Consider the following 25,545-nt stretch of genomic DNA (forward strand, 5'->3'; position numbering starts at 1 on the left):
TCAGGCGCTGGCAGTCAGAAACGGCAGCGCGGCGTCGAGCAGTGGCTGCGGGGCTTCTTCCGGGATGTAGTGGCCGCAGGGCAGGGTGCCGCCGCGCACGTCGTCGGCCACACGCCGCCACTCGGCCAGCGCGTCGAAGCAGCGCGCGATGATGCCGCGCTCGCCCCACAGCACCTGCAGCGGCATGGGCAGCCGCCGGCCGGCGTCGCGGTCGGCGCGGTCGTGTTCCAGGTCGATCGTGGCGGCGGCGCGGTAGTCCTCGCAGATGGCGTGGGCCGCGCCGGGCTGGGACAGGCAGCGCTCGTACTCGGCCAATGCACGTGGGTCGAAGGCGGCGAGGTCGCCGCGCACGCCCATCGTGGCCTGCATCCAGCCGCGCGGACTGGCCTCGATCAGCCGCTCCGGCGTCGGTGCACGCTGGATCAGGAAGAACCAGTGCCAGTAGGCGCGGGCGAAGGTCTCGTCGGTCTGCTCGTACATCGCCAGCGTGGGCGCGATGTCCAGCAGCGTCATGCGGTTGACGGCCTGCGGGTGGTCCATGGCCAGCCGATGCGCCACCCGCGCGCCGCGGTCGTGCGCCAGCACGGCGAAGCGCGTGTGGCCGAGCGACTGCATCAGCGCCAGCAGGTCGGCGGCCATCGCTCGCTTGCCGTAGTTGGCGTGATCCGGTTCGCCGGGCGGCTTGCTGCTGTCGCCGTAGCCGCGCAGGTCGGGCAGCACGAGGGTGAAGTGCTTCGCCAGGGCGGGCGCCACGCGGTGCCAGATCGCGTGTGTCTGCGGGTGGCCGTGCAGCACCAGCAGCGGCGGGCCATCGCCGCCGCTGCGGGCGGACAGCTGGACGCCCGGAGCGGTGTCGATGCGATGGCTGTCGAAGGCGGGGAAGAGGGCGTTCATCTCAGGGCGTGCTGCTGCAGTCGTTCGTAGGCAGGGCGGCAGGCGTCGGCCACGCGCTGGCCGGCAGCGTCCAGCGCTGCTGTGCGGGGGCGCCACGGTTCGAACCCGGTGCTGCGCCACACGGCGGCGTACCAGTGCGGGGCCCAGACCCCGTCGCTGTCCCGAGGGCCGGCCGGCCACTGGAGCATGCGGTCGGTGTACGGCACCCGGGCATCGGCGCAGAGGGCCTGCAGGTGGCGCGCCGGGTCCTGCAGGAACCGTTCGCCGTCGATCACCAGCGGGGCGCGGCCCAGCCGGTCGGCCACGCGGTCGAACAGTTCGGCCTGCTGCAGCAGCCCGATGTCGGCCGGCTCGCAATGTGCGCGGCTCTTCACGTAGCTGGCCACCACCAGGGCCGGGTCACGGATCAGGAAGACGTTGTGCAGCGCGTGCACCCAGGCCGTGTCCATGCCGGGCAGCAGGTGGTGGCTCATGTGCTTCTGGTACCAGACCTGCTGGCTGCCGGGCACCGGGCCGGCCGTCAGGGCCCGGGTGACGCGGGCGATGTCGGTATCGCCGGCGGCGATGACCTCGGCCGCGGCCGGGTGGTCCAGGCCCGTGACCTGCAGGTAGTGGGCGTACAGCGGCTCGTCGCTGACCGCGCAGTCACCGCGGTTCTCCCAGGCACGCATCAGCGCGGTGGAGATGTTGCGCGGGCCGCTCCACATCGCGATGCGGACCGGCGGCGGGGTGTCTTGGGCCATGGCGGGCTCGCGTTGCACAATCGGCGTCGATCGTAATCAACCCCGGCACCGCAGCGCATGGACGACGTTCCCACCCTCGAGAACACCACCAGCTCGCAGATCCACCTCATCGGTGGCGAGAAGGGTGGTGTCGGCAAGTCGATGGTCTCGCGCCTGCTGGCGCAGTACTTCATCGACCACGAGATCCCGTTCGTCGGGTTCGACACCGATCGCTCGCACGGGTCGCTGCTGCGCTTCTACGGCGAGTACTCGTCGCCAGCGCTGACCGACAGCTACGAGGCGCTCGACCGCATCGTCGAGACGGCCATCGAGCAGCCGGGCCGCCGCGTGCTGGTGGACCTGGCGGCGCAGACGCAGGAGCCGCTGGTGAAGTGGATGGACGAGTCGGGCGTGCTGGACATGGCCGATCTGTCGGGCATCGGCATGCACTACTGGCACGTGATGGATGCCGGGCGCGACTCGGTGGACCTGCTCAAGCGCCTGCTCGACCGCTTCGGCCAGCGGGTGCGTTACGTGCTGGTGAAGAACCACCTGCGCGGCGACGACTTCGGCATCCTGGAGCGCAGCGGGGAGCTGGAGCGTGCGCTGGGTCTGGGCGCCCGCGTGGTGGAGCTGAAGAAGCTGCACGATGCCGTGGTGCAGAAGATCGACGCCCGCAACAGCAGCTTCTGGGCGGCCCGCAACGGGGGCGCCATCGACGGCCCGAGCCTGGGGCTGATGGAGCGCCAGCGTCTCAAGCTCTGGATGAACAACGTCTACGACGCGTTCGCCAAGATCGCGCCGTGAGGACGGGTCGATGAGGACGGTGATCGTCGGCGCCGGGGCCATCGGCGGCTGCATCGGCACCCGGCTGGCGCTGGATGGCGGTGTGCCGGTGGCCGCCTACGCGAGAGGCGACACGCTGCAGGCGCTGCGCGAACACGGCTGGCGCATGGACAGCGGCGGCCGGCACTGGCACGCGAAGGTCCAGATGGCGAGCGACGATGCGGCCGCGCTCGGCCCGGCCGACCTGCTGGTGGTGGCCGTCAAGGGCCAGGCGCTGGCGCCGCTGGCCCCGAAGCTGGCGCCGTTGGTGGGGCCCGACACCGTGATCCTGCCGGCGATGAACGGCGTGCCCTGGTGGTTTGGCCGCGGCCTGCCGGGCGATGCTGCCGGCATGGCGCTGGAGACCGTGGACCCGGGCGGCGTGATCGCGCCCGTGCTGCCCCCGGCGCAGGTGCTGGGCTGCGTGGTGCACATCGCCGCCGGCACCACGGCGCCGGGCCATGTGCAGCACCGCATGGGCTGGGGCCTGATCGTCGGCGAACCCGATGGTTCGAAGAGCGCGCGCCTGGGCCGTGTGGTCGAACTGCTGGCCCGTGCCGGCTTCGAGGTCACGGCCGAGCCGGCCATCCACCGTGCGCTCTGGTACAAGCTCTGGGGCAACGTCACGTTCAATCCGATCTCGGCGCTCACCGGCGCCACGGCTGACCGCATCCTCGACGACCCGCTGGTGCGTGCCTTCTGTTCCGCCGTGATGGTGGAGGTGGCGGCGGTCGGCGCACGCATCGGCTGCGCCATCGACCAGAGCCCGGAGGACCGCCACGCGGTGACGCGCAAGCTCGGTGCCTTCAAGACCTCGATGCTGCAGGACGTGGAGGCCGGGCGCAGCCTGGAGCTCGACGGCATCGTGGCCGCCGTGCGCGAGATCGCCGCGCGCGTGGGCGTGTCCACACCGAACCTGGATGCCCTGTTCGGGCTGGTGCGGCTGATGGCGCAGGGGCGCGGGCTCTACCCGGGCTGAACAGCACGAGGGCGGCAGAGGGTAGCTCTCGTCCGTCCTCAGTCCGGCGTGCCCGCGAAGCCCCGGTGTCGTGTCTGCCAGCCGACCACGGCCAGTCCCGCCAGCAACAGGGCCAACTGCCCCGGTTCCGGCACCGGTGGCACCTCGATGGCCACCAGCACCAGCCCACCATCGCCGCCGAGGTCGAAGTCGTAGCCTGGCGCCAGGCCCAGCACCTCCAGCTGGCTGAAGCTGGCCGTGACGGCGCCCGAGATCAGCTCGAAGGTGTCGCCCTGCGACGGCGCGAAACCGTCGACGAAGCGGATGCGCAGCGTGCCTTCGAACAGCGCAGTGCCGCCGTCGACGACGATCTGGTCCTGCCCGTCGGCGCCGATCTCGAAGTCCAGCACGCCGTCGGCCGCCTGGTGGTAGTTGCCAAGGATGTCGATCCGGCCGAAGGAGTTCCCGGGCGCCAGCGTGCCGTGGTCGACGAAGCTTGGCAGGCCGCGCAGGTCGAGCGTGCCATGGCCGTCGATGCGGCCGGTGGCCGTGTTGGTGAAGCTGGTGCCGCTGACGCCACTGATCGTCGCCGTCGCGCCGTTGGCCAGGTGGATCCGCCCGCTGTTCACGTGGGCCGCCTGGTAACCGTTGAGCAGCAGGTCGGCTGCCACCTCCATCACACCGGCGTTCTCCAGCGTGGTGTTGATGGTGCGCACGCCGCCGTTGCCCGCCTGCAGGTCGATCAGGCCATCGGCCGCATTGACCAGCCGCGATGTGCCAGAAACCACGGTGACTGTGGCACGGTCATCCGCCAGCTCGACCACGCCATGGTTCACCAGGCCGGACTGGGTCATCCTCAACCTGGTCGTGCCCTGGAGGCGCACCGTGCCGCCGTGCAGGTTGGTGAAGGCGCCGATCGCCACCTGGCCGTAGTTGCCCACCGGCGCCGTCACTTCGAAGGTGCCGCCGTTGAGCGTGGTGTGGCCGATGGCGGTGTAGATGCTGGCGCCCAAGGCGCCCAGCGTGACCAGGCCCTGGTTCTCCAGCGTGCCGGTGCCGTCCAGGTAGCCGCCGCCGTTCATGTCCAGCATGCCCGAGTTGGCGATGCTGCCGCCCAGCCGCGCGTTGCCCTGCGTCCTCACCAGGGCATCGACACCGAAGGTCATGCCGTTGTCGGCGTGCACGTAGGCCATCTTGTCGCCGGCGCCGCCCAGCCGCAGCGTGCCCGCGGTGACGGCCAGGGTGTCCGCGACCGCCAGTTCCGCGCCCGACACGCCGGACGTGTACTGCACGCTCAGCGTCGCATTGGGCTGCGTGATCTTCACGCTGCCGGCCGAGAACTGCACCTGGTTGTTGTAGCGGTTGACCAGCACGGTGTAGGGCGAGGCGGACGCCATGCTGATGAAGACGTCGTCGGCTGGGCCGGGCACGCCCACAGGCGACCAATTGGTGGCCAAGGCCCAGTGGCCGCCGCCGGCCTGGTCCCAGGCGACGGTGATCGCGCCGGCCGGCATGGCCCCCAGCGTGGCCAGCGCTGCGCAGACGGCCACCCTGGCCCGCCGGCAGGGATGCCTGCGGGCGGCACGCTGCGGGGATGTGGTCGAGGGCAACGGCATGCTGGATTCTCCTTGCGTGGACAGGACGGCCCGGCACCGTGGCCAACCGCAGACGCCACACCGGGTATGAATTTGTCCAAAGCTACATGTCGGATACCCCGGGGGGATTGATCCAAGGCAATCCTGATGGCGCTGCAGCACCACCCTGCCCCCGGAATGGGGGTAGTCCGCGCACCGGCGCGCTGCGTCCGTGCATGGCCAGGATCCCTCGGCCGGTCGGTGCCGCGCTGCCGCCACTGCGACGTCGCGGGGGCGCAGGATCCCGGCTTCCGGCATCGCCAGCGCCGTTGGCCTGACCGTTTCTAGCGCTGCCGACAGCGTCGCCCGGCCGACGCGGCCGTAGCCGGCCAGACTTTTGACGCCATCATCCGCGTATGACATTCACCGCGCACGCCTGGCGCTGGCACCGCTGGCTCGGGTGGCTCGTCGGCCTGCAGGTGCTGGCCTGGGTGACGGGCGGGCTGCTGTTCGCCTGGCTGCCGTTCGAGCCCTGGGTCAAGGGTGGGGACGTGCTGCAGCGCCCAGCCTTGACGCTGACCACGCTGCCGCCTGGCCTGGACGACCTGGACCCGGCCCGCGTGAGTGCCATCGCCGCGGTGGCCACGCCGCGCGGCACCGCCTGGCGGGTGCGCGTGGCCGGGCAGGCGCAGCCGGTGTACCGGCTGGTGTCCGGTGCCGCGTGGGTGGCGCCCGACGTCGGCGAGCTGCGCGCGTTCGCCCGCGCCCTGGCCCCGTCGCTCGGCGAGCCGGTGGCCGTCGAACGGGTCGAGCGTGTGCCCCGGCGCCTGGGCATCGTCGACGAACTCGGCGGCCGTGGCGACGTCTGGCGCGTGCGCTGGGGCGACGAGTTGCGCACGCGGATCTACCTGGACGGGCAGGGCGGCGAGTTCGTCGCCATCCGCAACGAAGCCTGGGTCTGGTACGACTTCTTCTGGCGCCTGCACATCATGGACTATGGCGGCGGCGAGGACTTCAACAACACGCTGCTGCGCGTGGCTTCGGTTGCGGCGTGGGCGCTGGTGGCGGCCGGCGCCTGGCTGTCGGTGATGGCCGTGCGCCGCCGGCTTCGCCGCCGCGCTTGACGTCGCTCAACTGGCGCGGGTGAGGTGCTGGCCAGAATCGCGCCCATGCCCACGACCCTGTACGACGAAGACGGCCACCGGGTGCTGATGTTCAGCGACCTGACGGACGAAGCCGGCGACGCCGTGCAGTCCAACCAGTTCCTGATCGTCGACGGCGACACCGGCGCCGTCATCGACCCCGGTGGCAACCTGGCCTACGGCGAGCTCTACCTGGGCATGACGCGGCATTTCCCGCCGAACAAGCTGACGGCCATCATCGCCTCGCACGCCGACCCCGACATCGTGGCCTCGCTCGACCGTTGGACGACCGCGACGCAGGCGAAGATCTACATCTCCCGGGTGTGGGAACGCTTCATCCCCCACTTCTGCAAGCCGGGCAAGACCAGCGGCCGCATCGTGCCCATTCCCGACCAGGGCCAGCGCATCCGCGTCGGCCGGCACGACCTGCTGGCCCTGCCGGCGCACTTCCTGCACGCCGAGGGCAACTTCCAGTTCTGGGATCCGGTGAGCCGGATCCTGTTCTCCGGCGACCTGGGCGTGTCGCTGGTGTCGGGCCAGTTGGCCCAGCAGCCGGTGACGGACCTCGCCACGCTCAAGCCGTCGATGGAAGCCTTCCACCGCCGCTACATGGTGTCGGGCAAGGTTCTGCGCTGGTGGGCCGACATGGTCGAGCCGCTGCCCATCCGCATGATCGTGCCGCAGCACGGTGCGCCGCTGGCGGGTCAGGCGATCCCGGACTTCATCGCCTGGGCGCGCCAGCTGGCGTGCGGCATCGACCTGATGGGTCCGGACAACTACCGCCTGCCGGCCTGAGTCGGCCCGCCACAATCGGCGGGTGACGTCCGCCCGCGCCTCGCTCCACGCTCCCGACAGCCGCTACGCCTGGTGGCGCCTGGCGGCCACGCTGCTGGCGATGACGCTGGGCAGCAGTGCGATGTACGTGGTCTCGGTGGTGCTGCCGGCGGCGCAGGCCGAGTTCGGTGTCGCACGTGCCGACGCGTCGCTGCCCTACACGCTGCTGATGGTGGGCTTCGGCGTCGGCGGCCTGCTGATGGGCCGGCTGGCCGACCGCTTCGGCGTGGCCACCGTGCTGGCCATCGGTGCGGCTGGCCTGGGGCTGGGTTACGCCGCCGCCGCACACACCGGCGGCATCACCACCTTCGCCCTCGTGCACGGCGTGCTGCTCGGCGCCTTCGGCAGCGCCTGCACCTTCGCGCCGCTGGTGGCCGACACGGCGCTGTGGTTCGTCAAGCGGCGCGGCATCGCGGTGGCCATCTGCGCCAGCGGCAACTACCTGGCCGGCGCCATCTGGCCGCCGCTGGTGCAATGGGGCATCGAGCACCACGGCTGGCGCGACACCTACACCGCGCTCGGCCTGGTGTGTGGCGTGGGCCTGGCGCTGCTGGTGCCGCTGATGCGCGAGCGCCCGCCGGCCCTGGCCGCGGCCGGCATCGCGTTGCCAATGGCACGGGATGGCGCGCGCCCCTTCGGCCTGGCGCCGAATGCCGCGCTCACGCTGCTGTGCATCGCCGGCGTGGCCTGCTGCGTGGCCATGGCCATGCCGCAGGTGCACATCGTGGCCTACTGTGGCGACCTGGGCTTCGGCGCCGCGCGCGGCGCCGAGATGCTGTCGCTGATGCTGGCCTGCGGCATCGCCAGCCGGCTGCTCAGCGGCGCCATCTGCGACCGTATCGGCGGCGTGCGCACGCTGCTGCTGGGCTCGGCGCTGCAGGGCCTGGCGCTGCTGATGTTCCTGCCGGCCGATTCGCTGGTGTCGCTCTACGTGGTCTCGGCGCTCTTCGGGCTGTTCCAGGGCGGCATCGTGCCCAGCTACGCGATCATCGTGCGCGAGCACTTCCCGGCCGCCGTGGCCGGCGCCAAGACCGGCGCGGTGCTGATGGCCACGCTGCTGGGCATGGCGCTGGGCGGCTGGATGTCGGGCAAGGTGTTCGACCTCACCGGCTCGTACCACGCCGCCTTCGTCAACGGCATCGTGTGGAATGCGCTGAACCTGTCCATCGCCGGCTTCCTGTGGTGGCGCGTGGCCGGGGCGCGACGCAGGGCGGTGCCGGCATGAGGCTGCTGGTCATCGGCGGCACACGCTTCGTCGGCCGCCACCTGGTGGACGCCGCGCTGGCGCGGGGCGATGCGGTCACGCTGTTCAACCGTGGGCAGTCGGGGCCGGCGCCGGCCGGTGTCGAGTCGCTGGTCGGCGACCGCCGCGTGGACCTGTCCGCCCTGGCGCACGGCCGCTGGGATGCGGTGGTCGACACCTGCGGCTACCTGCCGCGTGAAGTGGCGGCAATGGCGGCCGCGCTGCGCGACCGGGTGGGGCGCTATGTGTTCGTCTCGTCGGTGTCGGTCTATGCCTCGACCGCCACCGCCAACACCGAAGGCGACCCGCTGGCCACGATCGACGACCCGGACGCCGACGTCGTCGACGGCCGTACCTATGGCGCGCTCAAGGCCCTGTGCGAGGCGGCACTGATCGATGCCTTCGATGCCCGTGTCACCGTCGTGCGACCCGGCCTCATCGTCGGCCCGCACGACCCCACGCAGCGCTTCACCTACTGGCCGGCGCGTCTGGCGCGGGCGATCGATGGCGCGCCGGTGCTCGCGCCCGGGCACCCCGACGCGCCGGTGCAGGTGATCGACGCGCGCGACCTGGCGGCCTTCATGCTGCAGCTGATCGACGGCGACCGGCACGGCATCTACAACGCCGTCGGCCCGACGCTGACGATGGGCCAGGTGCTGCAGGCCTGCGCCGACGCCGCCGGCGTGCTGCCCGACCTGCGCTGGACCGACATGGCCACCCTGCAGGCCCGCGGCCTGCAGCCCTGGAGCGACCTGCCGCTGGCCCTGCCCGACGATGCCGACCATGCGGGGTTCATGCGCGCCGATGCCCGCCGTGCCTTGGCCGCCGGCCTGCACACGCGGCCACTGGCGCAGACGGTGGCCGACACGCTGGCCTGGTGGCGCAGCCTGCCGCCGGCCGCGCAGGCCTTCGACAAGGCCGGCCTGAGCAGCGAACGGGAGCGCGCGGCGCTGGCGGGCTGACCCACGGGCGGCCCGCCCCCGGGGTCGAGGGGGTGTCGCGTGGGTCCGGGCGGCGCCATTGAAACGGTGCGGAGACGGCCGCTGACCAGCATGCCGGTCAGGACGTTTCACCGGAACCCTGCCATGCGCCACCTCAAGCCGACCGCCGCTGCTGCCGTTCTCGCGCTTACGCTGGCCGCCGCGCCCGCCGCCGCGGACGAGGTCAGCTTCGTCTTCACGGACACGCCCTACCTGTCGGAGGCGGACATCCCGGCCGGCTTCTACGCCGGCGGTTCACCCACGGTGCTGGAGAACTTCGAGGACGGTGTGCTCGATGCCTCGCTGCGCGCCAACCCCGGCCTGAGCATCATCGCCCCGGGCGGCGTCACCGATTCCGTGGATGGCGACGATGGTGTCATCGACGGTTCCGGCGCCGGCGGTCGTTCGATCTTCGGCGGCGCGATGCGCTTCGACTTCGTCGGCACCGGCCCGCTGCCCACCGCCTTCGGCCTCGTCTGGACCGACCACGGCGGGCCGGTGAACGCGACCTTCAGTGCCTTCGACGCCGGCGGCAACAGCCTGGGGTCCATCGTGCGCCGTGTCGGCGACAACACCTTCTCTTCGACCACGGCCGAGGACCGCTTCTTCGGCGTGCAGTTCGCCGGTGGCATCTCGGCCATCGCCATCACCAGCGCCGGTGGCGCGCAGGAGGTGGACCACGTGCAATGGGGTTTCGCCACCGCGCCGGTGCCGGAGCCCCACACCTGGGCGCTGATGCTGGCGGGGCTCCCCGGGCTGGCCGCCGTGGCGCGTCGGCGCCAACGCCGTGCCTGAACCGTCGGTGCCACCGCACAGCATCCCCATGCCAACCCTTGGACCCAGGAGCGCCAGCATGCGCAAGACCCTCACCCGATCGATGACCATGGGCGCGCTCGCCCTGTTCTGCACCGCGTCCGCCTGGGCGACGACGCTGACGGTCGACGTGGTCGACCCCGACGCCGCCAGCTGGGACAGCCTGCTGCTGCTGGACGGCGGCCCGCCGAGCGCGGTGTCAGCCGCGGTGGCCGGCAGCGGCGACACCGAATGGCAGGTCCGGTGGTCGCTGGGCCGCACCACGGCGCCGGGCAGCTTCACCAACGTGCTGGCGCTGGTCTACACCGGGGCCGCCTGGGACCCTGCCGTGCAGGGTGCGGTGGACCGGATCGACGTGGCCGTCGATCTGCTCGGCCTGTCCAGCAGCTTCTCGAATGGCCTCACCGGCTTCGTGCGGCCCGCCCTGCGCCAGGACGGCGTGATCTTCACGGTGGCCGGCAGCGATGTGCCGGTGGGGCCGGTGATGGCCACGCCGACCCGCTGGTCGTTCACCGCCACGGACAACTGGGTGTCGCTGACCCCGGGGGCTGCGCTGGACCTGAGCGCCGGCGGGGCGCCCATCGAGTTCGGCGTCCGTTGGGGCCTTGCCGCGAGCTGCAGCGGCTCCAGCGGCTGCAATCCCGGCAGTTCCGTCACGGCGCTGGACAACTTCCAGTGGACGGTCACGGCTGCCGTGCCCGAGCCGGGCAGCTGGGCCTTGATGCTGGCGGGTCTGGCCGCCGTCGGTGCACTCAAGCGGCGCCGCTGACGCCGCCAGCGCCGGTCCCCGGCGCGGCTGCCGCTACAGTGCGGCGCCGTGCCCGTCCACCTTCACTGCTTCGGAACGCTGCGCCTGTCTGTCGATGGCGACGAGCGGCCACTGCCGGCCACCGCGCCGGCGGTGCTGCTGGCGGTGCTGGCGCTGGCCGATGGCTGGCTTGCCCGGGATCGGCTGGCGCTCCTGTTCTGGCCCGATGTCGGCACGGCCGACGCACAGCGCCAGCTGCGCGTGACGCTGCACCGCAGCCGGCAGCTGCTGGCTGCGGCCGGCGTGGGCGATGCCCTGGTGGCCGAACGCACCCGCGTGCGCCTGTTGCTGGACAGCGATGTGGCGCAGTTCATGGCGGCTGCCCATGCCGGCGACTGGCCAGCGGCGGTGGCACTGCAGCCTGCAGCGCTGATGGCCGGCCAGGCCCTGCGAGGCTTTTCGACACTCGAGGACTGGCTGGACACCGAACGGGACCGTCTGCGTGGCGCCTGGCGCCGCGCGGCCCGTGCGCACGCCGATGCGCTCGAGGCGGCGGGGCAACCAGTGGCTGCGTGGGCGTTGCTGCGCCGCCTGCTGGACGATGACCTGCTGGCCGAGGACACCGTGCAGGCCTTGTTGCGGGTGGCGCCGGCGGCCGGCGAGCGGGCCGAGGCGCGCGCGCTGTACCGGCGCTACGCCGAGCGCGCACAGGGCGAACTCGGCCTGCCGCCGCTGCCGCAGACCGTGGCCCTGGCCGATGCGCTGGGCGGCGCCGATGCCCCGCCGGCGCCGGCGATGCCGCGTCCGGCGCCGGCACCCGACGTGGACTGGCCCGATGCCCTGCGGACGCCGCCGATGCTCGCGCGCGACGAGGCCCTGCTGGCCCTGACGGCTGGCACTCACGGATTCTGGGTGGTGGAAGGCGAGCCGGGTCTCGGCAAGACGACCCTGGTCCACGCCGCGCTGCGCAGCGGACCGCGCGGCGTGCAGGTGCTGTGGATCGCGGGCCGCGACGTGCTGCAGCCCGCACCGCTGCAGGCCCTGGCGGCGGCGCTCGCTCCCCACGCCGCCACGGTGGCGGTCTTGGGCCTGCCCGCCGACGTGCGGCACGCGCTGGGGCAGTGGCTGCCGGCCCTGGCCCCAGGCCCACGGACGCAGGCCACCGACGGGCGGGCCCCCGGGCCGCAGGCCGCGCTGGTGGGCCTGCTGCAGCGCTGGCCCGGGCCGGTGGTCATCGACGACCTGCAGTGGCTGGATGCCGACAGCGTGGCCGTGCTGGCCCAGGCGTTCGCGGCCGGTGCCGGGCGGGCCTGGTGGGCCACGCTGCGGCCGGCGGACGCCAGCCTGGCGGTGCAGGACTGGCTGTCGGCGGTCGATGCCGAAGGCCGGCTGCACCGTCTGCCCTTGTCGCCCTTGCCCGTCACCGCACTGGCCACGCTGGCGGAGGCGGTCACGGGCCGGCCCCTGCCGAGGTTTGCCACGTGGCTGGCGGCACGCAGCGGCGGCAACCCCTTCTTTGCGCTGGAGACCCTGCGCAGCCTGCACGAGGACGGCCGGCTCGACACGGCGGCCGACGGTGGCCGCGCCCTGGAGGCGCTGGCCGATGCCCCCGCCCCCAGCGTGCCCCCGCGCGCGGCCAGCCTGGTGCGCCGCCGCCTGCAGCGCGTGGACGACGCCACCCGGCGCGTGCTGCGCGTGGCGGCGGTGGCCGGGGATGCGGAGTCGCTGGTGTCGCTGGCCGAACTGGCCGGCCTGTCGGAATGGGCGGCCGCCGAAGGCCTGGCACAGGCCCAGGCCGCAGGCCTGCTGGCCGGCCGGCGTTTTGCGCACGACCTGCTGCGCCAGGTGCTGCTGGAGGACTGCCCGGAGCCCGTGCGCGCGCTGCTGCACGCCGGCATCGCCACGCGCCTGGCTGCGGTGCTGCCACCCCACGTGCTGGCCATGCACTGGTGGGCGGCGGGCGACCTGGCGCAGGGGCTCGACGCCACCCTGGCCGCGGCCCGGCGCGATGGGGAACGTGGCCTGCTCGACAGCGGCGAACGCCTGCTGGCCGACGCGGCACGACGCCTGGGCGAGTGCCCGGCGCCGGCCCTGGACGTGGCGCGCATCGATGTCGCCCGGGCCTTCCTGGCCCGCCAGCGCCTGGACCTGGACGCCGCGCAGCGTGCGGCCGAGGCCGCATTGCAGGCCCTGCCCATGCCGGCCACGCGCCAGGCGGCGCTGGTGGAACTGTTCGAGATCGCGCTGTGGCGGGGTCGGCTGGACGAAGCTTCGGCCCATCTCACCCAGGCCCGCGACATCGACTCCGATCTGCCCACGCTGTGGCTGGATGCCGCCAAGCTGGCCCACGCCCAGGGCGATGCCGAGGCCTGTGCCGAGGCCACCGCACGCTACGTGCAGTGGCTGCGCCGCCAGCCGCCCGGGGCCGATCTGGCCGGCGCGCTGACCAGCCAGGGTGTGGCGCTTGACCTGGCCGGGCGGCATCCCGACGCGCGGCCGCTACACGAAGAGGCGCTGGCCATCGCGCGCCGCATCGGCGCCCGTTACACCGAACTGGAGGCCGCCGGCAACCTGGTCTTCTGCCTGGGGGAGATGGGGCGCGACGACGAGGCAGCACGGGTGGGCCTGCGCGCGCTGGGTGGCAGCGGCGAGGTGTTCAACGCGCCGCTGGCGTCCAACACCGCCTACAGCCTGCTGGCCGTGGGCCGGATCGACGAGGCCGAGCGCCTGTACCGGCGCGTGCTGGCCGGCGACAACGCTTCGGCTGCGTGCGCCGCCAGCGGCAAGCTGCTGGAGATCGCGGCGCGGCGGTGCGGCGACGACGCCGCGCTGGGGGCGGCGGTGGACGCGGTGTTCGCGGCGGTGGGGCGCACCGAGATGTATGCCGTCCAGGCCGGCGCACTGGTGGCGGTGCTCAACCACGGGCGGGCCGAGGACGCGGCCCGCGTGCAGCCCTGGTTGCGCGACGAACCGCTGTACCCGGGGCTGAAGCAGCGGCTCGACGAGGCGCTGGCACGGCGGGCCACGTCCGACACGTCATGAGACCTGGCGGGCTGCGGCCAACCGCACGCTGCCGCCAAGATCAACGTTGGCGCTCCAGCCGCCAGCGCAGGCGAGTCGACTGCGGGCACGCTTGGTCCTCCACCGACACCTCGTTGTCGCCGGGATTGAACACCTCGCCCACCAGGGAGCTGTCTGTGCCAGCGGCCGCCCCGCAGCTGGTGGCGTTGCCGCCGAGTACGACCTCACCCTCCCAGACCGCATCGGCTGCCGCGGCTGCGCTGCGCGTGGCGGCGATGGCGGGCGTGGCCAGATTCCCGATCACGGTGACGTTGGTGCTCACTGGCGGGTCGTTGGTGATGGATGTTCGGCAGGTCACTGCGCCTTGGAGGCGTGACGACTGCGGACCGCTGAAACGCATGCTGCCGTCGCCGGCGACCGCTAGGCGGAGGCTGTCGTCCGTGCCGCGCTGCAGGGTCAGCGTCGGCAACACGGCGTCGAGTGGGCTGGCCCCGTAGCCTTCCTCCAGGCTGCGGGATCGGGTGCAACCGTCGGCCTGCTCGAACAGCTGGGTGGCCAGAGTCTGCCCAGACCAACTGCCGCTGAGCGTGGGCTGTCCGCTGGGCACGAGAGACCTCGTGGTGCCCGCGGCCAGGTCAGCCACCATCTCGACCGGAATGACCCAGGCCGCGCTCACCGAGTGGCTTGAGACGATGCTGCCGCATGAGGTGCCGCAGACGCTTTCCTCCTCGGTCAGGAATGTCAGGCCATAGCTCGATCGCAGCTGTTCTGAGAACTGCGTCTCCAGCGTGACCGTGCCACGCCAGGACTCGGCGAGACCGAACACCAAATCCAGTTGGAACAGGCGTACGGGCGACGTCAACACCACCTTGTCCTCGTCCAGCAACGAGGTGCACGCGCCGCCTTCCTGGGTCAGGGTCAGCGACACGCCCGTGGTGCTGGCCGGGTCCTGGCCCGCGGTGGCCAGGATCTGCGGCAGGGACAGGTCGATGGGCGCGCTGTCGAGCGTGAATCGCGTGCCATCGTGCGGACGGCGCGCCAGCACGGCGCCGGTACCGTCATTCGTCGCGAGGCGCACCACCAGGTCCGCCCCGAGCGCGTTGCCATCCGGGCAGCGCGACACCTTGATCGGGCCGGACAGCACGATCCGGCCAGCCCGTGGCGGTCGCACCTCGCCGCGCTGCGTGTATTGCCCCAGCGCGCCCAGGGCCACGATGCGCGTGTCGAGGTCGGGACGGTCGTCCAGGGCGTCGTCGCTGCCGAACACGCGCACCTGGAGTTCGGGCGCCGTACACATGGCCGCGTCTAGTTCCAGATCGGCCGTCGTGTAGCGCGCGAAGTCGAGGAACTTGCCCTCGCGGCCGGTGAACACCCCCAGGTCGATCAGCTGCGACACCGGCAGCGAACTGCCGCGCTCGCGGCACTCGGCAAAGGCGTCGACGCGCATGCCGTTGAGCACCTCGGGAAAGACCTCGGTCCTGAGCACCGTGCAGGCGTCGTCCAGGCCCAGCAGCTGGCAGTCGGCGTCCACGGCGAACAGGCGGCTTAGCTCTCGTGCCCCGGCTGCTCCTTCGAGCCGGCCGGCGTCCAGGTCGGCCTTCAGCACGCGGGTGTACTGCTCGATGCTCGCGCGCAGCAGGGTGTCGACCTCGGGCACGACCGGGCACGAGGCCAGCACCTTGCGCACCGCGTCGGTGGTGCCCAGCAGGTCGCGCACGCGCTTGTCCAGTTCGGCCAGCGTGGGCGGGGCGGACTGCTGGATGGCCGCCACGGCAGCCGCCTGCTGCGTGCAGGCCTCGGCCTGGGCCTGCTGAACTTCCAGCGCCTGGCATTGCTGCACCAGATCCACCAGAGCATCCGAAAGCAGCTGCGCCTCGTCGATGGCGTCGCGCTGCAGCATGTCGGCCAGCCGGCGGGTGAGCGCGCGTGCCTTGGCCTGGCAGTCCTGCACCTGCAGCTTCAGATCGCCACCGGCCGGGCTGGCGGCGGCAAGCGCGTGGCGACGCCCCGATGGTTTGGCGGCCGCAGGGTCGAGCCGGCGTCCGTCCCCATCGACACCCAGGCTGTCCAGGCGCAGCGTGAAGCGGTCGCCGCTGCGGGTGGATGGGGCCAGGACCAGGTCGCCGCCCACGTCCCAGAAGGCCTGGGTGTCGGCAGGGGCGGCGGGCAGGTCCACCGCCAGTTCGGCGGTGGCCGCCAGACGCCGGCCGGCGGGGCTCAGGCGCAGGTGCAGCAGTTCGCCGGCGGCAGGGTCGGCCGGCAGCTGTTCCAGGGTCAGCTCGGTGTCGGCCTGCAGCGCATCGGCCGGCAGCGTCAGCGACGCGCCGTCGACCACCAACGTGCCTCCGGCGGCAGACAACACCCGGGTGTCACGCAGGACTGGCTGGGTGGGGTTGTCGTCTGCACCGCCGCCGCCACAGGCGGTCAGGGCAAGGGCGAGTGCCGCGGTGGCAAGGGTTCGACGTGGGCGCAGGAACATGGGTGCAGACGTGCGGGCCGATGACGGTCGCCATCGTGGCCCGTCCGCGTCTCTGCACCGTCTCAGCCGCGCGCCGGCGCGCACAGCGCGGCCCCGCGGTTGCGGGTCAGCGCTGCGCGATGCCGATCGACGCGGCCGGCGTGCCCGCTTCGGCGCGCTGCTCGGCGTGCAGGCAGTTGTCCACCTCGCGCCGGCCCATCTTGGCGTTGAGCAGCATCGACTTGGCCGGGATCTGCAGCCAGACGATGCCGGCCTTGCGGTCTTCCAGGCGGATGGCGCCGGTGCTGGTGGGCTCCGGCGTCAGCGTGTAGCGGGCCTTCTTGTGCTGCAGCTCGAAGTGACCGGGCCGGCCATCCAGCGCGCGCAGGTGCACGCTCTGCTTCATCTCGCATTCGGCCGTGCCGACGTAGACCTGTTGCGCGGCGGCCAGCTGTTCGGCGCTCAGACCTTCGGCGCCGGCGCCGGCGGGGGCGAGGCTGGTCAGCGACAGCGCGGCCAGGGGGATCAGGAAGCGGTGCATGCAGGTCTCCGAGGTTGATGCGGAGCCGATACTCGCGGCGGCCCGGGTGTCCGGGCGTTCGCGACTGCAACCGGTGGCAAGCTGCAACGCCGGCTAGGCGTGCGGTGCGTCGGCGAAGAAGGTCTCGCGCACGGCCGCCGGCAGCTGCGGCCCGTCGGCCGTGGAGGTGCGGTGCGCGCGTTCCAGCAGGTGCCAGAAGTAGCGGTAGCTGGCCCGGTCGTGAAGCACGTCACGGTGGCGGATGGGGGCCCACTGCGCACTCTGCGCCGCGAGCAGGATCTCCACCGCCAGGTCCACCTCCGCCGTGGTCGGCGAGAAGGCCTCGACGATGGTTTCGACCTGTGACGGGTGAATGCTCCACATGCGGGTGTAACCGAATTCGCGCGCGGCCCGCGTGGCGGCGGCCTGCAGCGCGGCGGCGTGCTTGAACTCGGTGACCACGCAGTGCGATGGCACCTTGCCGTGCGCATGGCAGGCGGCGGCGATCTCCAGCTTGGCGCGCACGACCAGCGGGTGTTCGAATTGCCCGGGCACGCCCATCGCGGACAGCGGCACCGCGCCACGGTGTGCCGAGACGAAGTCCATCAGGCCGAAGGACAGCGACTCGATGCGCGGCACGGCGGCGATGGCCATCACCTCGCGCAGCGCGCCATGCGTCTCCACCAACGCATGCAGCGGGATGCCGTGGCCGCCGGCGGCGTCGATGGCATGGATGGCGCGCTCCACGTCCTCCACGCCTCCGGGCTTGGGCAGCATCAGGTAGGCCGGTGGCTTGCCGGCGCGCAGCACGGTGCGCAGCACCTCCGCGAAGCGCGGGTGGCCCAGCGGCAGCACGCGCACGCCGACACGGCCGAAGCGGTTGTCGGCGCTCTCCAGCAGCGTGGCGATCAGGCGCGCATGCTCCACCTCGGCACCCACTGGCGCACCGTCCTCGTTGTCCAGCGTGACGTCGAACACCGGGCCGAGCCGGGCCTGCAACTGCAGGCTCTTGCGCATGCGTTCCTCGACGCCGGCGTAGTGGTCGCAGACGGGCAGGGCGGGCGCGGACGGCTCGCCAGGATCGAACAGGGCCTGACGCGGGTGCAGGGCGGGCGTGGTCATGACTCGGGGCCTCCAGAGCCCCGAGGGTAGCGCCAAAGCGCCGCCGTCCGGCGTGTCAGCGCAACGTCGTGTCGGCGCCCCGCACGGCCACCGTGACGCGGCGGTTCTCGATCACGCGCAGACTGTCCAGGCCCGGGTCGAAAGCGACCTCCAGACGGCCGTCCGGGCTGGCGAAGCGGTGCTCGCCCACCGGCTCCACGGTGCGCGCCCAGCCACCGTCGAAGGCCACCATCAGGTGCAGGCCGGGGCGCATCACGCGCAGCGTGCGGCCATCGCCGAGGGCGAAGTCGCCAGTCATCGCGCTGAACGTGGCCGAGTCCGGCAAGGCGACGCGGGGGGTGGTGATCTCCACCTGCATCGGTTCGGCGGCCTGCGCGGCCAGGGGCAGGACGGCCAGGGGCGAAACAGCCAGGGCCACCACGGTGGCGGTGAGGATGCGGAGAGCAGGGCGTGACATGGTGACCTCGTCGGCGGGTGGATGACGAGGCCAGTGGGCCGTAGCGACGGTGTTTTCGTCTGCAGGCAGGCGACGGGCCCGCGGCTGGCGTCGCTGGGCCGCCGTGCCTGCCGATGAATGGCAATGGCCTGTGCCAGCCCGCCGCAATGGCACTTCCGATGCCACAAGCGACAACGCCGGCACGAGTCCGGCGTCTCCAGCAAAACGCCGGCACGAGTCCGGCGTGGGCATCGGATGCGCAGCGCGTTACAGCAGGTGCTTCACGCCGTCCTGCTCGCCCGTCAGCTCGGCCAGGGTCTTGTCGATGCAGGCCTGGCTGAACTCGTCGATCGGCAGGCCCTCGACGATCTTGTACTGGCCGCCTTCGGTGGTGACCGGGAAGCCGAACATCACGTCCTTGGGGATGCCGTATTCGCCGTTGCTGGGCACGCCCATGGTGACCCATTCGCCGTTGGTGCCCAGGGCCCAGTCGCGCATGTGGTCGATGGCGGCATTGGCGGCGCTGGCCGCCGAGCTCAGGCCGCGGGCCTCGATGATGGCCGCGCCGCGCTTGCCCACGGTGGGCAGGAACACGTCCTTGTTCCAGACCTGGTCGTTGATCATGTCCTTGACCGACGCGCCGTCGATGGTAGCGAAGCGGTAGTCGGCGTACATGGTCGGGCTGTGGTTGCCCCACACGGCCAGCTTGCGGATGCTGGCCACCGGCTTGCCGGTCTTGGCAGCGATCTGGCTTGCGGCGCGGTTGTGGTCCAGGCGCAGCATGGCGGTGAAGTTCTCGCGCTTGAGGTCCGGCGCGCTCTTCATCGCGATGTAGGCGTTGGTGTTGGCCGGGTTGCCCACGACCAGCACCTTCACGTCACGGCTGGCCACGGCGTTGAGCGCCTTGCCCTGGGCGGTGAAGATCTGCGCGTTGGCGGCCAGCAGGTCGGCACGCTCCATGCCGGGGCCGCGCGGGCGGGCGCCGACGAGCAGGGCGTAGTCGGTGTCCTTGAAGCCGGTCATCGGGTCGCCATGGGCTTCCATGCCGGCCAGCAGCGGGAAGGCGCAGTCCTCCAGTTCCATCATCACGCCCTTGAGCGCCTTCTGGGCCTTCTCGTCCGGGATCTCCAGCAGCTGCAGGATCACCGGCTGGTCCTTGCCGAGCATTTCGCCGGAGGCGATGCGGAACAGCAGGGCGTAACCGATCTGGCCGGCGGCACCGGTGACGGCCACGCGGACGGGCTTCTTGCTCATGGAGAACTCCTGGATCAAAGGTCCGGCCAGCGACCGGGGTGGAGGATGGGGCAAACCCGCAATTCTACGCCGGCGGCTGACGCCACTCTTATGTCTTATGCAAGACATGCAGGCACAATAACGGCATGTCCCGTGTCCCGGCGCCCCGCCCATGACCGACCTCGCCACGCGCGTCGTCGGTGCCGAGCCGACGCCGTCGTTCAGCCCGCTGTACCAGCAGATCAAGGGCCTGCTGCTGCGCAGCCTGCAGGGCGGCGAGTGGCGGCCGGGCGAGGCCATCCCCAGCGAGATGGAGCTCGCGGCGCGCTTCAAGGTCAGCCAGGGCACGGTGCGCAAGGCCATCGACGAACTCGCGGCCGACAACCTCGTCGTGCGCCGCCAGGGCAAGGGCACCTTCGTGGCCACGCACGCCGAGGAGCGCACGCAGTACCGCTTCCTTCGCCTGCAGCCCGACGATGCCGACGCCACCGCGCTGCGTCGTCGCCTGCTGGAGTGCCGTCGCCTGCGCGCGCCGGCCGACGTGGCGCGGGCGCTGGATCTGAAGGCTGGCGAGAGCGTGGTGCTCATCCGCCGTCTGCTGCTGCAGGGCGAGCAGCCTGTGGTGCTGGACGAGATCTGGCTGCCGGCGGCCCCGTTCAAGGGCCTGAGCGCCGAACGCCTCGCCGCCAACCGCGGGCCGATGTACGCCTACTTCGAAGCCGAGTACGGCGTGCACATGTCGCGCGCCGACGAGAAGATCCGCGCCGTGCCGGCCACCGGCGACGGTGCGCAGGCACTGGCGGTGCCCGAAGGCACGCCGCTGCTGTCCGTCGAGCGCCTGTCCTACACCTATGGCGACAAGCCGGTGGAACTGCGCCGCGGGCTCTATCGCACCGAGGCCCATCACTACCGCAACGTGCTCACCTGATCGCCCGCGCCGAAGGCTCGCACGGCCTGCCAAGCACCGCGTAAGCCTGCGGCGTTGCAATAAACTCAGTTGGTTTCACATCCGGACAACCCCCAAAACAACATGGCCGAGTCCTCAACGAGAGTCGCCCCCGCCAATCGCCCGGGCCCCATGCGTCTGACCGACGCGCTGCAGTACCGCCTGCCGCTGGCGGGCGTGGTGTCCATCCTGCACCGTGCCAGCGGTGCGCTGATGCTGGTGCTGCTGCCGTTCGTGATCTGGATGTTCGACACCAGCGTCAGTTCCGAAGTGAGTTATGACGTCTTCGCCAGCGCCTTTTCGTCCGGGCTCGGCGTGTTCCCCGGCTGGTTCGTCAAGATCGTGGCCCTGGCGCTGATCTGGGCCTACCTGCACCACTTCATCGCCGGCGTGCGCCACCTGTACATGGACGCCACGCACAGCGTCACCAAGGCGTTCGGCCACCAGTCGGCGGTGACGACCCTCGCGCTGTCGATCGTGCTGACCGTGGTGCTGGGCGCCAAGCTGTTCGGCCTGTTCTGAGGATCACCACGATGGCTGTCAACTACGGATCCAAGCGCATCGTCAGCGGTGCGCACTATGGCCTGCGCGACTGGCTGGTGCAGCGCGCCACGGCGGGCCTGATGGCGCTGTTCACGCTGGTCGTGATCGTGCAGGTGCTGATGCCCGGCCCGATGGGTTACGACAAGTGGGCCGGCATCTTCTCGGCCCAGTGGATGAAGGTGCTGACCTTCACCGTGATCATTGCGCTGGCCTGGCATGCCTGGGTCGGCACGCGCGACATCTGGATGGACTACGTCAAGTCGGCTGGCCTGCGCCTGGTGATGCAGGTGGCCACCATCGTCTGGCTCGTGGGCTGCGCCGGCTGGGCGGTCCAGGTGCTCTGGAGGCTGTAAACATCATGGCACTGGCCAATCTCCCCCGTCGCAAGTTCGACGTCGTCATCGTCGGTGCCGGCGGCTCCGGCATGCGCGCGTCGCTGCAGCTGTCGCTCGCCGGCCTCAACGTGGCCGTGCTGTCCAAGGTCTTCCCGACCCGTTCGCACACCGTGGCCGCGCAGGGCGGCATCGGTGCCAGCCTGGGCAACATGTCCGAGGACAACTGGCACTACCACTTCTACGACACCATCAAGGGCTCCGACTGGCTCGGTGACCAGGACGCCATCGAGTTCATGTGCCGCGAGGCGACCAAGGTCGTCTACGAGCTCGAGCACTTCGGCATGCCGTTCGACCGCAACCCGGACGGCACCATCTACCAGCGCCCGTTCGGTGGCCACACCGCCAACTACGGCGAAAAGCCGGTGCAGCGCGCCTGCGCCGCGGCCGACCGCACCGGCCACGCGATGCTGCACACGCTGTACCAGCGCAACGTGGCCGCGCGCACCAACTTCTTCGTCGAGTGGATGGCGCTGGACCTGATCCGCGACGCCGACGGCGACGTGCTGGGCGTCACCGCGCTCGAGATGGAGACCGGCGACGTCTACATCCTCGAGGCCAAGACCACGCTGCTGGCCACCGGCGGCGCCGGCCGCATCTATGCGGCCAGCACCAACGCCTTCATCAACACCGGCGACGGCCTGGGCATGGCGGCACGTGCCGGCATCCCGCTGGAGGACATGGAGTTCTGGCAGTTCCACCCCACCGGCGTGGCCGGCGCGGGCGTGCTGCTGACCGAGGGCTGCCGCGGCGAGGGCGCGATCCTGCGCAACGTCAACGGCGAGCGCTTCATGGAGCGCTACGCGCCCACGCTGAAGGACCTGGCGCCGCGCGACTTCGTCAGCCGCTGCATGGACCAGGAGATCAAGGAAGGGCGCGGCTGCGGTCCGAACAAGGACTACATCCACCTCGACATGACCCACCTGGGCGGCGACACCATCCTCAAGCGCCTGCCCAGCGTGTTCGAGATCGGCCACAACTTCGCCAACGTCGACATCACCAAGGAGCCGATCCCGGTGGTGCCGACCATCCACTACCAGATGGGTGGCATCCCCACCAACATCAATGGCCAGGCCGTGGTGCCGAAGGACGGCGACCACAACAGCGTGGTGAACGGCCTGTACGCGGTGGGCGAATGCTCTTGCGTCAGCGTGCACGGTGCCAACCGCCTGGGCACGAACTCGCTGCTGGACCTGCTGGTCTTCGGCCGTGCCGCCGGCAACCACATCGTCGACAGCTTCAAGCGCGCCGACAAGTCGCACAAGCCGCTGCCCAAGGATGCGGCCGACCGCACGCTGGAGCGCCTGGCGCGGCTGGACAGCAGCACCAGCGGCGAGTACGCGCAGAACGTGGCCAACGACATCCGCGCCACGATGCAGCAGCACGCCGGCGTGTTCCGCACCCAGGCCAGCATGGACGAGGGCGTGGTCAAGGTGGCGGCGCTGCGCGAGCGCGTGGCCGGCATCACGCTGAAGGACAAGAGCAAGGTCTTCAACACCGCGCGCATCGAGGCGCTGGAGGTCGACAACCTGATCGAGGCCGCCCAGGCCACGATGGTGTCCGCCGCCGCGCGCCAGGAATGCCGTGGCGCCCACACCGTCAAGGACTACGAGCGCGGCGCCGACGACCCGGAGTTCCCGCTCGGCCGCAACGATGCCGTGTGGATGAAGCACACGCTGTGGGATTCGGCCAGCAACAGCCTGTCGTACAAGCCGGTGAAGATGACGCCGCTGACGGTGGAATCCGTTCCGCCCAAGGTCCGCACGTTCTGAGGTGTCCCGTCACATGACCAAGAAGACCTTCCAGATCTACCGCTTCGATCCCGACCAGGACCAGAAGCCCCGCATGCAGACCCTCGAGGTCGAACTCGATGGCACCGAACGCATGCTGCTCGACGCGCTGATGAAGCTCAAGGAGGTCGACCCGACCCTGAGCTTCCGCCGCAGCTGCCGCGAAGGCGTCTGCGGGTCGGACGCGATGAACATCAACGGCAAGAACGGCCTGGCCTGCCTGACCAACCTGCGCACCCTTCCGGGCACCATCGTGCTCAAGCCGCTGCCGGGGCTGCCGGTGATCCGCGACCTGATCGTGGACATGACGCAGTTCTTCAAGCAGTACCACTCGATCAAGCCGTACCTGGTCAACGACACGCCGCCGCCGGAGACCGAGCGCCTGCAGTCGCCCGAGGAGCGCGACGAGCTCAACGGCCTGTACGAGTGCATCCTGTGCGCCAGCTGCTCCACCAGCTGCCCGAGCTTCTGGTGGAACCCGGACAAGTTCGTCGGCCCGGCCGGCCTGCTGCAGGCCTACCGCTTCATCGCCGACAGCCGCGACCAGGCCACCGCGGAGCGCCTCGACAACCTCGAGGACCCGTACCGCCTGTTCCGCTGCCACACGATCATGAACTGCGTCGACGTCTGCCCCAAGGGCCTGAACCCCACCAAGGCGATCGGCAAGATCAAGGAGCTGATGGTCCGCCGGGCCGTCTGATCCACGCCCCCCGATGGACACGCCACTCGACGAAAGATCGCTGAGCAAGCTCAGGTGGCGTTGCCGCAGGGGGCTGCTCGAGAACGACCTGTTCGTCGAGCGCTTCTTCCGCCGAGTGGAAAGCGGGGGGGAGACGATAACCACACGACAGGCCGACGGGCTGATGGCCCTGATGGACCTGTCGGACAACGACCTGCTCGACCTGCTGCTCGCGCGCCGCGAGCCGCAGGACGAACTCGACCGGCCCGACGTGCGCGAGGTGCTGGCGCTGATGCGCCAGCCCGAGCCCCAACATCAAAGGTGAAGCCCGTATGACCCCCTCCGACGTGAAAGCCACGCTCTCGTTCTCCGACGGCAGCCCGAGCATGGACCTGCCGATCTACAAGGGCACGATCGGCCCGGACGTCATCGACATCCGCAAGCTCTACGCGCAGACCGGCAAGTTCACCTACGACCCGGGCTTCCTGAGCACCGCCGCCTGCCAGTCGACCATCACCTACATCGACGGCGACAAGGGCGAACTGCTGTACCGCGGCTACCCGATCGAGCAGCTGGCCGAGCACTGCGACTTCATGGACGTGTGCTACCTGCTGCTCAACGGTGAACTGCCCAACGCGCAGCAGCAGAAGGACTTTGACCGCATGGTGACCGTGCACACCATGGTCAACGAGCAGATGCAGTTCTTCCTGCGCGGTTTCCGGCGCGACGCGCACCCGATGGCCATCATGACCGGCCTCGTGGGCGGCATGTCGGCCTTCTATCACGACAGCACCGACGTCCATAACCCGAAGCACCGCGAGATCGCCGCGATCCGCCTGATCGCGAAGATGCCGACGCTGGTGTCGATGGCCTACAAGTACACCATCGGCCAGCCCTACATCTACCCGAAGAACGACCTCACCTACACGGCGAACTTCATGCGCATGATGTTCGGCACGCCGTGCGAGGAGTACGAGCCCAACGACGTGCTGGTGCGCGCGATGGACCGCATCTTCATCCTGCACGCCGACCACGAGCAGAACGCCAGCACGTCCACCGTGCGCCTGTGCGGCAGCTCCGGCACCAACCCGTTCGCCGCCATCGCCGCCGGCGTGGCCTGCCTGTGGGGCCCGGCGCACGGCGGCGCCAACGAGGCGGCGCTGAACATGCTCGAGGACATCCAGCGCAACGGCGGCGTCGAGAAGATCGGCGAGTTCATCAAGCAGGTCAAGGACAAGAGCAGCAACGTCAAGCTGATGGGCTTCGGCCACCGGGTCTACAAGAACTACGACCCGCGTGCCAAGCTGATGCGCGAGACCTGCCACGAGGTGCTCAGCGAACTGGGCCTGCAGAACGACCCGCTGTTCAAGCTGGCGATGGCGCTGGAGAAGATCGCGCTGGAGGACGAGTACTTCGTCGCCCGCAAGCTGTACCCGAACGTCGACTTCTACAGCGGCATCGTGCAGCGCGCCATCGGCATCCCGGTGCCGCTGTTCACCGCCATCTTCGCGCTCGCGCGCACGGTGGGCTGGATCGCCCAGCTCAACGAGATGATCGGCGACCCGGAGTACAAGATCGGCCGCCCGCGCCAGCTGTTCCACGGCTCCGAGCGTCGCGACGTCAAGCCGCTGGCCGAGCGCTGAACACGGGCGAAGCGACCCGGCAGGCGCCG

The 25,545-nt window shown here is 71.0% G+C and carries 24 protein-coding genes; 16 read left to right on the forward strand and 8 right to left on the reverse strand.

The window, feature by feature from the left end:
• Together ENE75_RS13745 and ENE75_RS13750 are read right to left on the reverse strand one after the other, a co-directional pair.
• Positions 1-894, reverse strand: a complete 894-nt coding sequence (locus ENE75_RS13745) for an alpha/beta fold hydrolase (protein WP_128198893.1) — start codon at positions 892-894, stop codon at positions 1-3.
• Entirely contained in the window at positions 891-1,637 is a 747-nt protein-coding gene (locus ENE75_RS13750) for a sulfotransferase-like domain-containing protein (protein ID WP_128198894.1), read from the reverse strand. The genes ENE75_RS13745 and ENE75_RS13750 overlap by 4 nt, the downstream gene beginning before the upstream one ends.
• A 57-nt stretch (positions 1,638-1,694) precedes the next feature.
• On the opposite strand from ENE75_RS13750, the gene ENE75_RS13755 reads away from it, so the two are divergent.
• Together ENE75_RS13755 and ENE75_RS13760 are read left to right on the forward strand one after the other, a co-directional pair.
• Positions 1,695-2,423, forward strand: a complete 729-nt coding sequence (locus tag ENE75_RS13755; RefSeq protein ID WP_128198895.1) for a P-loop NTPase family protein — start codon at positions 1,695-1,697, stop codon at positions 2,421-2,423.
• A gap of 10 nt (positions 2,424-2,433) precedes the next feature.
• On the forward strand, positions 2,434-3,420 hold the full coding sequence (locus ENE75_RS13760; protein ID WP_128198896.1) for a 2-dehydropantoate 2-reductase: 987 nt from the start codon (positions 2,434-2,436) through the stop codon (positions 3,418-3,420).
• Positions 3,421-3,458: 38 nt separating this feature from the next.
• On the opposite strand, the gene ENE75_RS13765 is transcribed toward ENE75_RS13760, so the two are convergent.
• On the reverse strand, positions 3,459-5,015 hold the full coding sequence (locus ENE75_RS13765; RefSeq protein ID WP_128198897.1) for a PEP-CTERM sorting domain-containing protein: 1,557 nt from the start codon (positions 5,013-5,015) through the stop codon (positions 3,459-3,461).
• A gap of 374 nt (positions 5,016-5,389) precedes the next feature.
• Between ENE75_RS13765 and ENE75_RS13770 the strand changes: the two genes are divergently transcribed.
• The 7 genes from ENE75_RS13770 to ENE75_RS13800 all read left to right on the forward strand — a co-directional run bounded on the left by ENE75_RS13770 (position 5,390) and on the right by ENE75_RS13800 (position 13,775).
• Positions 5,390-6,097: a PepSY-associated transmembrane domain-containing protein gene (locus tag ENE75_RS13770; RefSeq protein WP_128198898.1), complete on the forward strand. Its 708-nt coding sequence runs from the start codon at positions 5,390-5,392 to the stop codon at positions 6,095-6,097.
• A 45-nt stretch (positions 6,098-6,142) separates the two neighbouring features.
• A complete protein-coding gene (locus ENE75_RS13775) occupies positions 6,143-6,910 on the forward strand; it encodes an oxygen-binding di-iron domain-containing protein (protein ID WP_128198899.1) in 768 nt (255 codons plus the stop codon).
• Positions 6,911-6,932: 22 nt separating this feature from the next.
• Complete coding sequence (locus ENE75_RS13780; RefSeq protein ID WP_233259079.1) at positions 6,933-8,174, forward strand: MFS transporter; 1,242 nt, start codon at positions 6,933-6,935, stop codon at positions 8,172-8,174.
• On the forward strand, positions 8,171-9,154 hold the full coding sequence (locus ENE75_RS13785; RefSeq protein ID WP_128198900.1) for an SDR family oxidoreductase: 984 nt from the start codon (positions 8,171-8,173) through the stop codon (positions 9,152-9,154). Before ENE75_RS13780 ends, ENE75_RS13785 begins: the two co-directional genes overlap by 4 nt.
• A gap of 123 nt (positions 9,155-9,277) precedes the next feature.
• Positions 9,278-9,967, forward strand: coding sequence for a PEP-CTERM sorting domain-containing protein (locus tag ENE75_RS13790; protein WP_128198901.1), 690 nt, complete (start codon positions 9,278-9,280; stop codon positions 9,965-9,967).
• A 58-nt stretch (positions 9,968-10,025) separates the two neighbouring features.
• The gene (locus ENE75_RS25360; RefSeq protein ID WP_233259080.1) at positions 10,026-10,754 is read left to right on the forward strand and encodes a PEPxxWA-CTERM sorting domain-containing protein; all 729 of its coding nucleotides are present in this window, start codon (positions 10,026-10,028) and stop codon (positions 10,752-10,754) included.
• A gap of 48 nt (positions 10,755-10,802) precedes the next feature.
• The gene (locus ENE75_RS13800; protein WP_128198902.1) at positions 10,803-13,775 is read left to right on the forward strand and encodes an AAA family ATPase; all 2,973 of its coding nucleotides are present in this window, start codon (positions 10,803-10,805) and stop codon (positions 13,773-13,775) included.
• A gap of 40 nt (positions 13,776-13,815) precedes the next feature.
• On the opposite strand, the gene ENE75_RS13805 is transcribed toward ENE75_RS13800, so the two are convergent.
• From ENE75_RS13805 to ENE75_RS13825, 5 genes are all read right to left on the reverse strand, one after another.
• Positions 13,816-16,233, reverse strand: a complete 2,418-nt coding sequence (locus ENE75_RS13805; RefSeq protein WP_158288946.1) for a hypothetical protein — start codon at positions 16,231-16,233, stop codon at positions 13,816-13,818.
• Between the two features lie 106 nt (positions 16,234-16,339).
• Positions 16,340-16,753: a hypothetical protein gene (locus ENE75_RS13810; protein WP_128198904.1), complete on the reverse strand. Its 414-nt coding sequence runs from the start codon at positions 16,751-16,753 to the stop codon at positions 16,340-16,342.
• 93 nt (positions 16,754-16,846) lie between these two features.
• A complete protein-coding gene (locus tag ENE75_RS13815; protein ID WP_128198905.1) occupies positions 16,847-17,854 on the reverse strand; it encodes an HpcH/HpaI aldolase/citrate lyase family protein in 1,008 nt (335 codons plus the stop codon).
• 55 nt (positions 17,855-17,909) lie between these two features.
• Entirely contained in the window at positions 17,910-18,311 is a 402-nt protein-coding gene (locus ENE75_RS13820) for a hypothetical protein (protein WP_128198906.1), read from the reverse strand.
• Between the two features lie 246 nt (positions 18,312-18,557).
• A complete protein-coding gene (locus ENE75_RS13825) occupies positions 18,558-19,544 on the reverse strand; it encodes a malate dehydrogenase (RefSeq protein WP_128198907.1) in 987 nt (328 codons plus the stop codon).
• A gap of 151 nt (positions 19,545-19,695) precedes the next feature.
• Between ENE75_RS13825 and ENE75_RS13830 the strand changes: the two genes are divergently transcribed.
• The 7 genes from ENE75_RS13830 (at position 19,696) to gltA (ending at position 25,516) form a co-directional block, all read left to right on the forward strand.
• A complete protein-coding gene (locus tag ENE75_RS13830) occupies positions 19,696-20,451 on the forward strand; it encodes a GntR family transcriptional regulator (RefSeq protein ID WP_128198908.1) in 756 nt (251 codons plus the stop codon).
• Positions 20,452-20,601: 150 nt separating this feature from the next.
• Complete coding sequence (gene sdhC, locus ENE75_RS13835; protein WP_233259081.1) at positions 20,602-20,991, forward strand: succinate dehydrogenase, cytochrome b556 subunit; 390 nt, start codon at positions 20,602-20,604, stop codon at positions 20,989-20,991.
• A gap of 11 nt (positions 20,992-21,002) precedes the next feature.
• A complete protein-coding gene (gene sdhD / locus ENE75_RS13840) occupies positions 21,003-21,365 on the forward strand; it encodes a succinate dehydrogenase, hydrophobic membrane anchor protein (RefSeq protein ID WP_128198910.1) in 363 nt (120 codons plus the stop codon).
• A 5-nt stretch (positions 21,366-21,370) separates the two neighbouring features.
• Positions 21,371-23,176 carry a succinate dehydrogenase flavoprotein subunit gene (gene sdhA, locus ENE75_RS13845; RefSeq protein ID WP_128198911.1) on the forward strand — a complete coding sequence of 602 codons (1,806 nt, stop codon included), beginning with the start codon at positions 21,371-21,373 and terminating at the stop codon, positions 23,174-23,176.
• 13 nt (positions 23,177-23,189) lie between these two features.
• Positions 23,190-23,894: a succinate dehydrogenase iron-sulfur subunit gene (locus tag ENE75_RS13850; RefSeq protein WP_128198912.1), complete on the forward strand. Its 705-nt coding sequence runs from the start codon at positions 23,190-23,192 to the stop codon at positions 23,892-23,894.
• A 13-nt stretch (positions 23,895-23,907) separates the two neighbouring features.
• The gene (locus tag ENE75_RS13855) at positions 23,908-24,198 is read left to right on the forward strand and encodes a succinate dehydrogenase assembly factor 2 (protein WP_128198913.1); all 291 of its coding nucleotides are present in this window, start codon (positions 23,908-23,910) and stop codon (positions 24,196-24,198) included.
• A gap of 7 nt (positions 24,199-24,205) precedes the next feature.
• Positions 24,206-25,516: a citrate synthase gene (gene gltA, locus ENE75_RS13860; RefSeq protein ID WP_128198914.1), complete on the forward strand. Its 1,311-nt coding sequence runs from the start codon at positions 24,206-24,208 to the stop codon at positions 25,514-25,516.
• The last annotated feature ends 29 nt before the right edge of the window (positions 25,517-25,545 follow it).

The organism is Rubrivivax albus (assembly GCF_004016515.1).
GTDB lineage: Bacteria > Pseudomonadota > Gammaproteobacteria > Burkholderiales > Burkholderiaceae_C > Rubrivivax > Rubrivivax albus.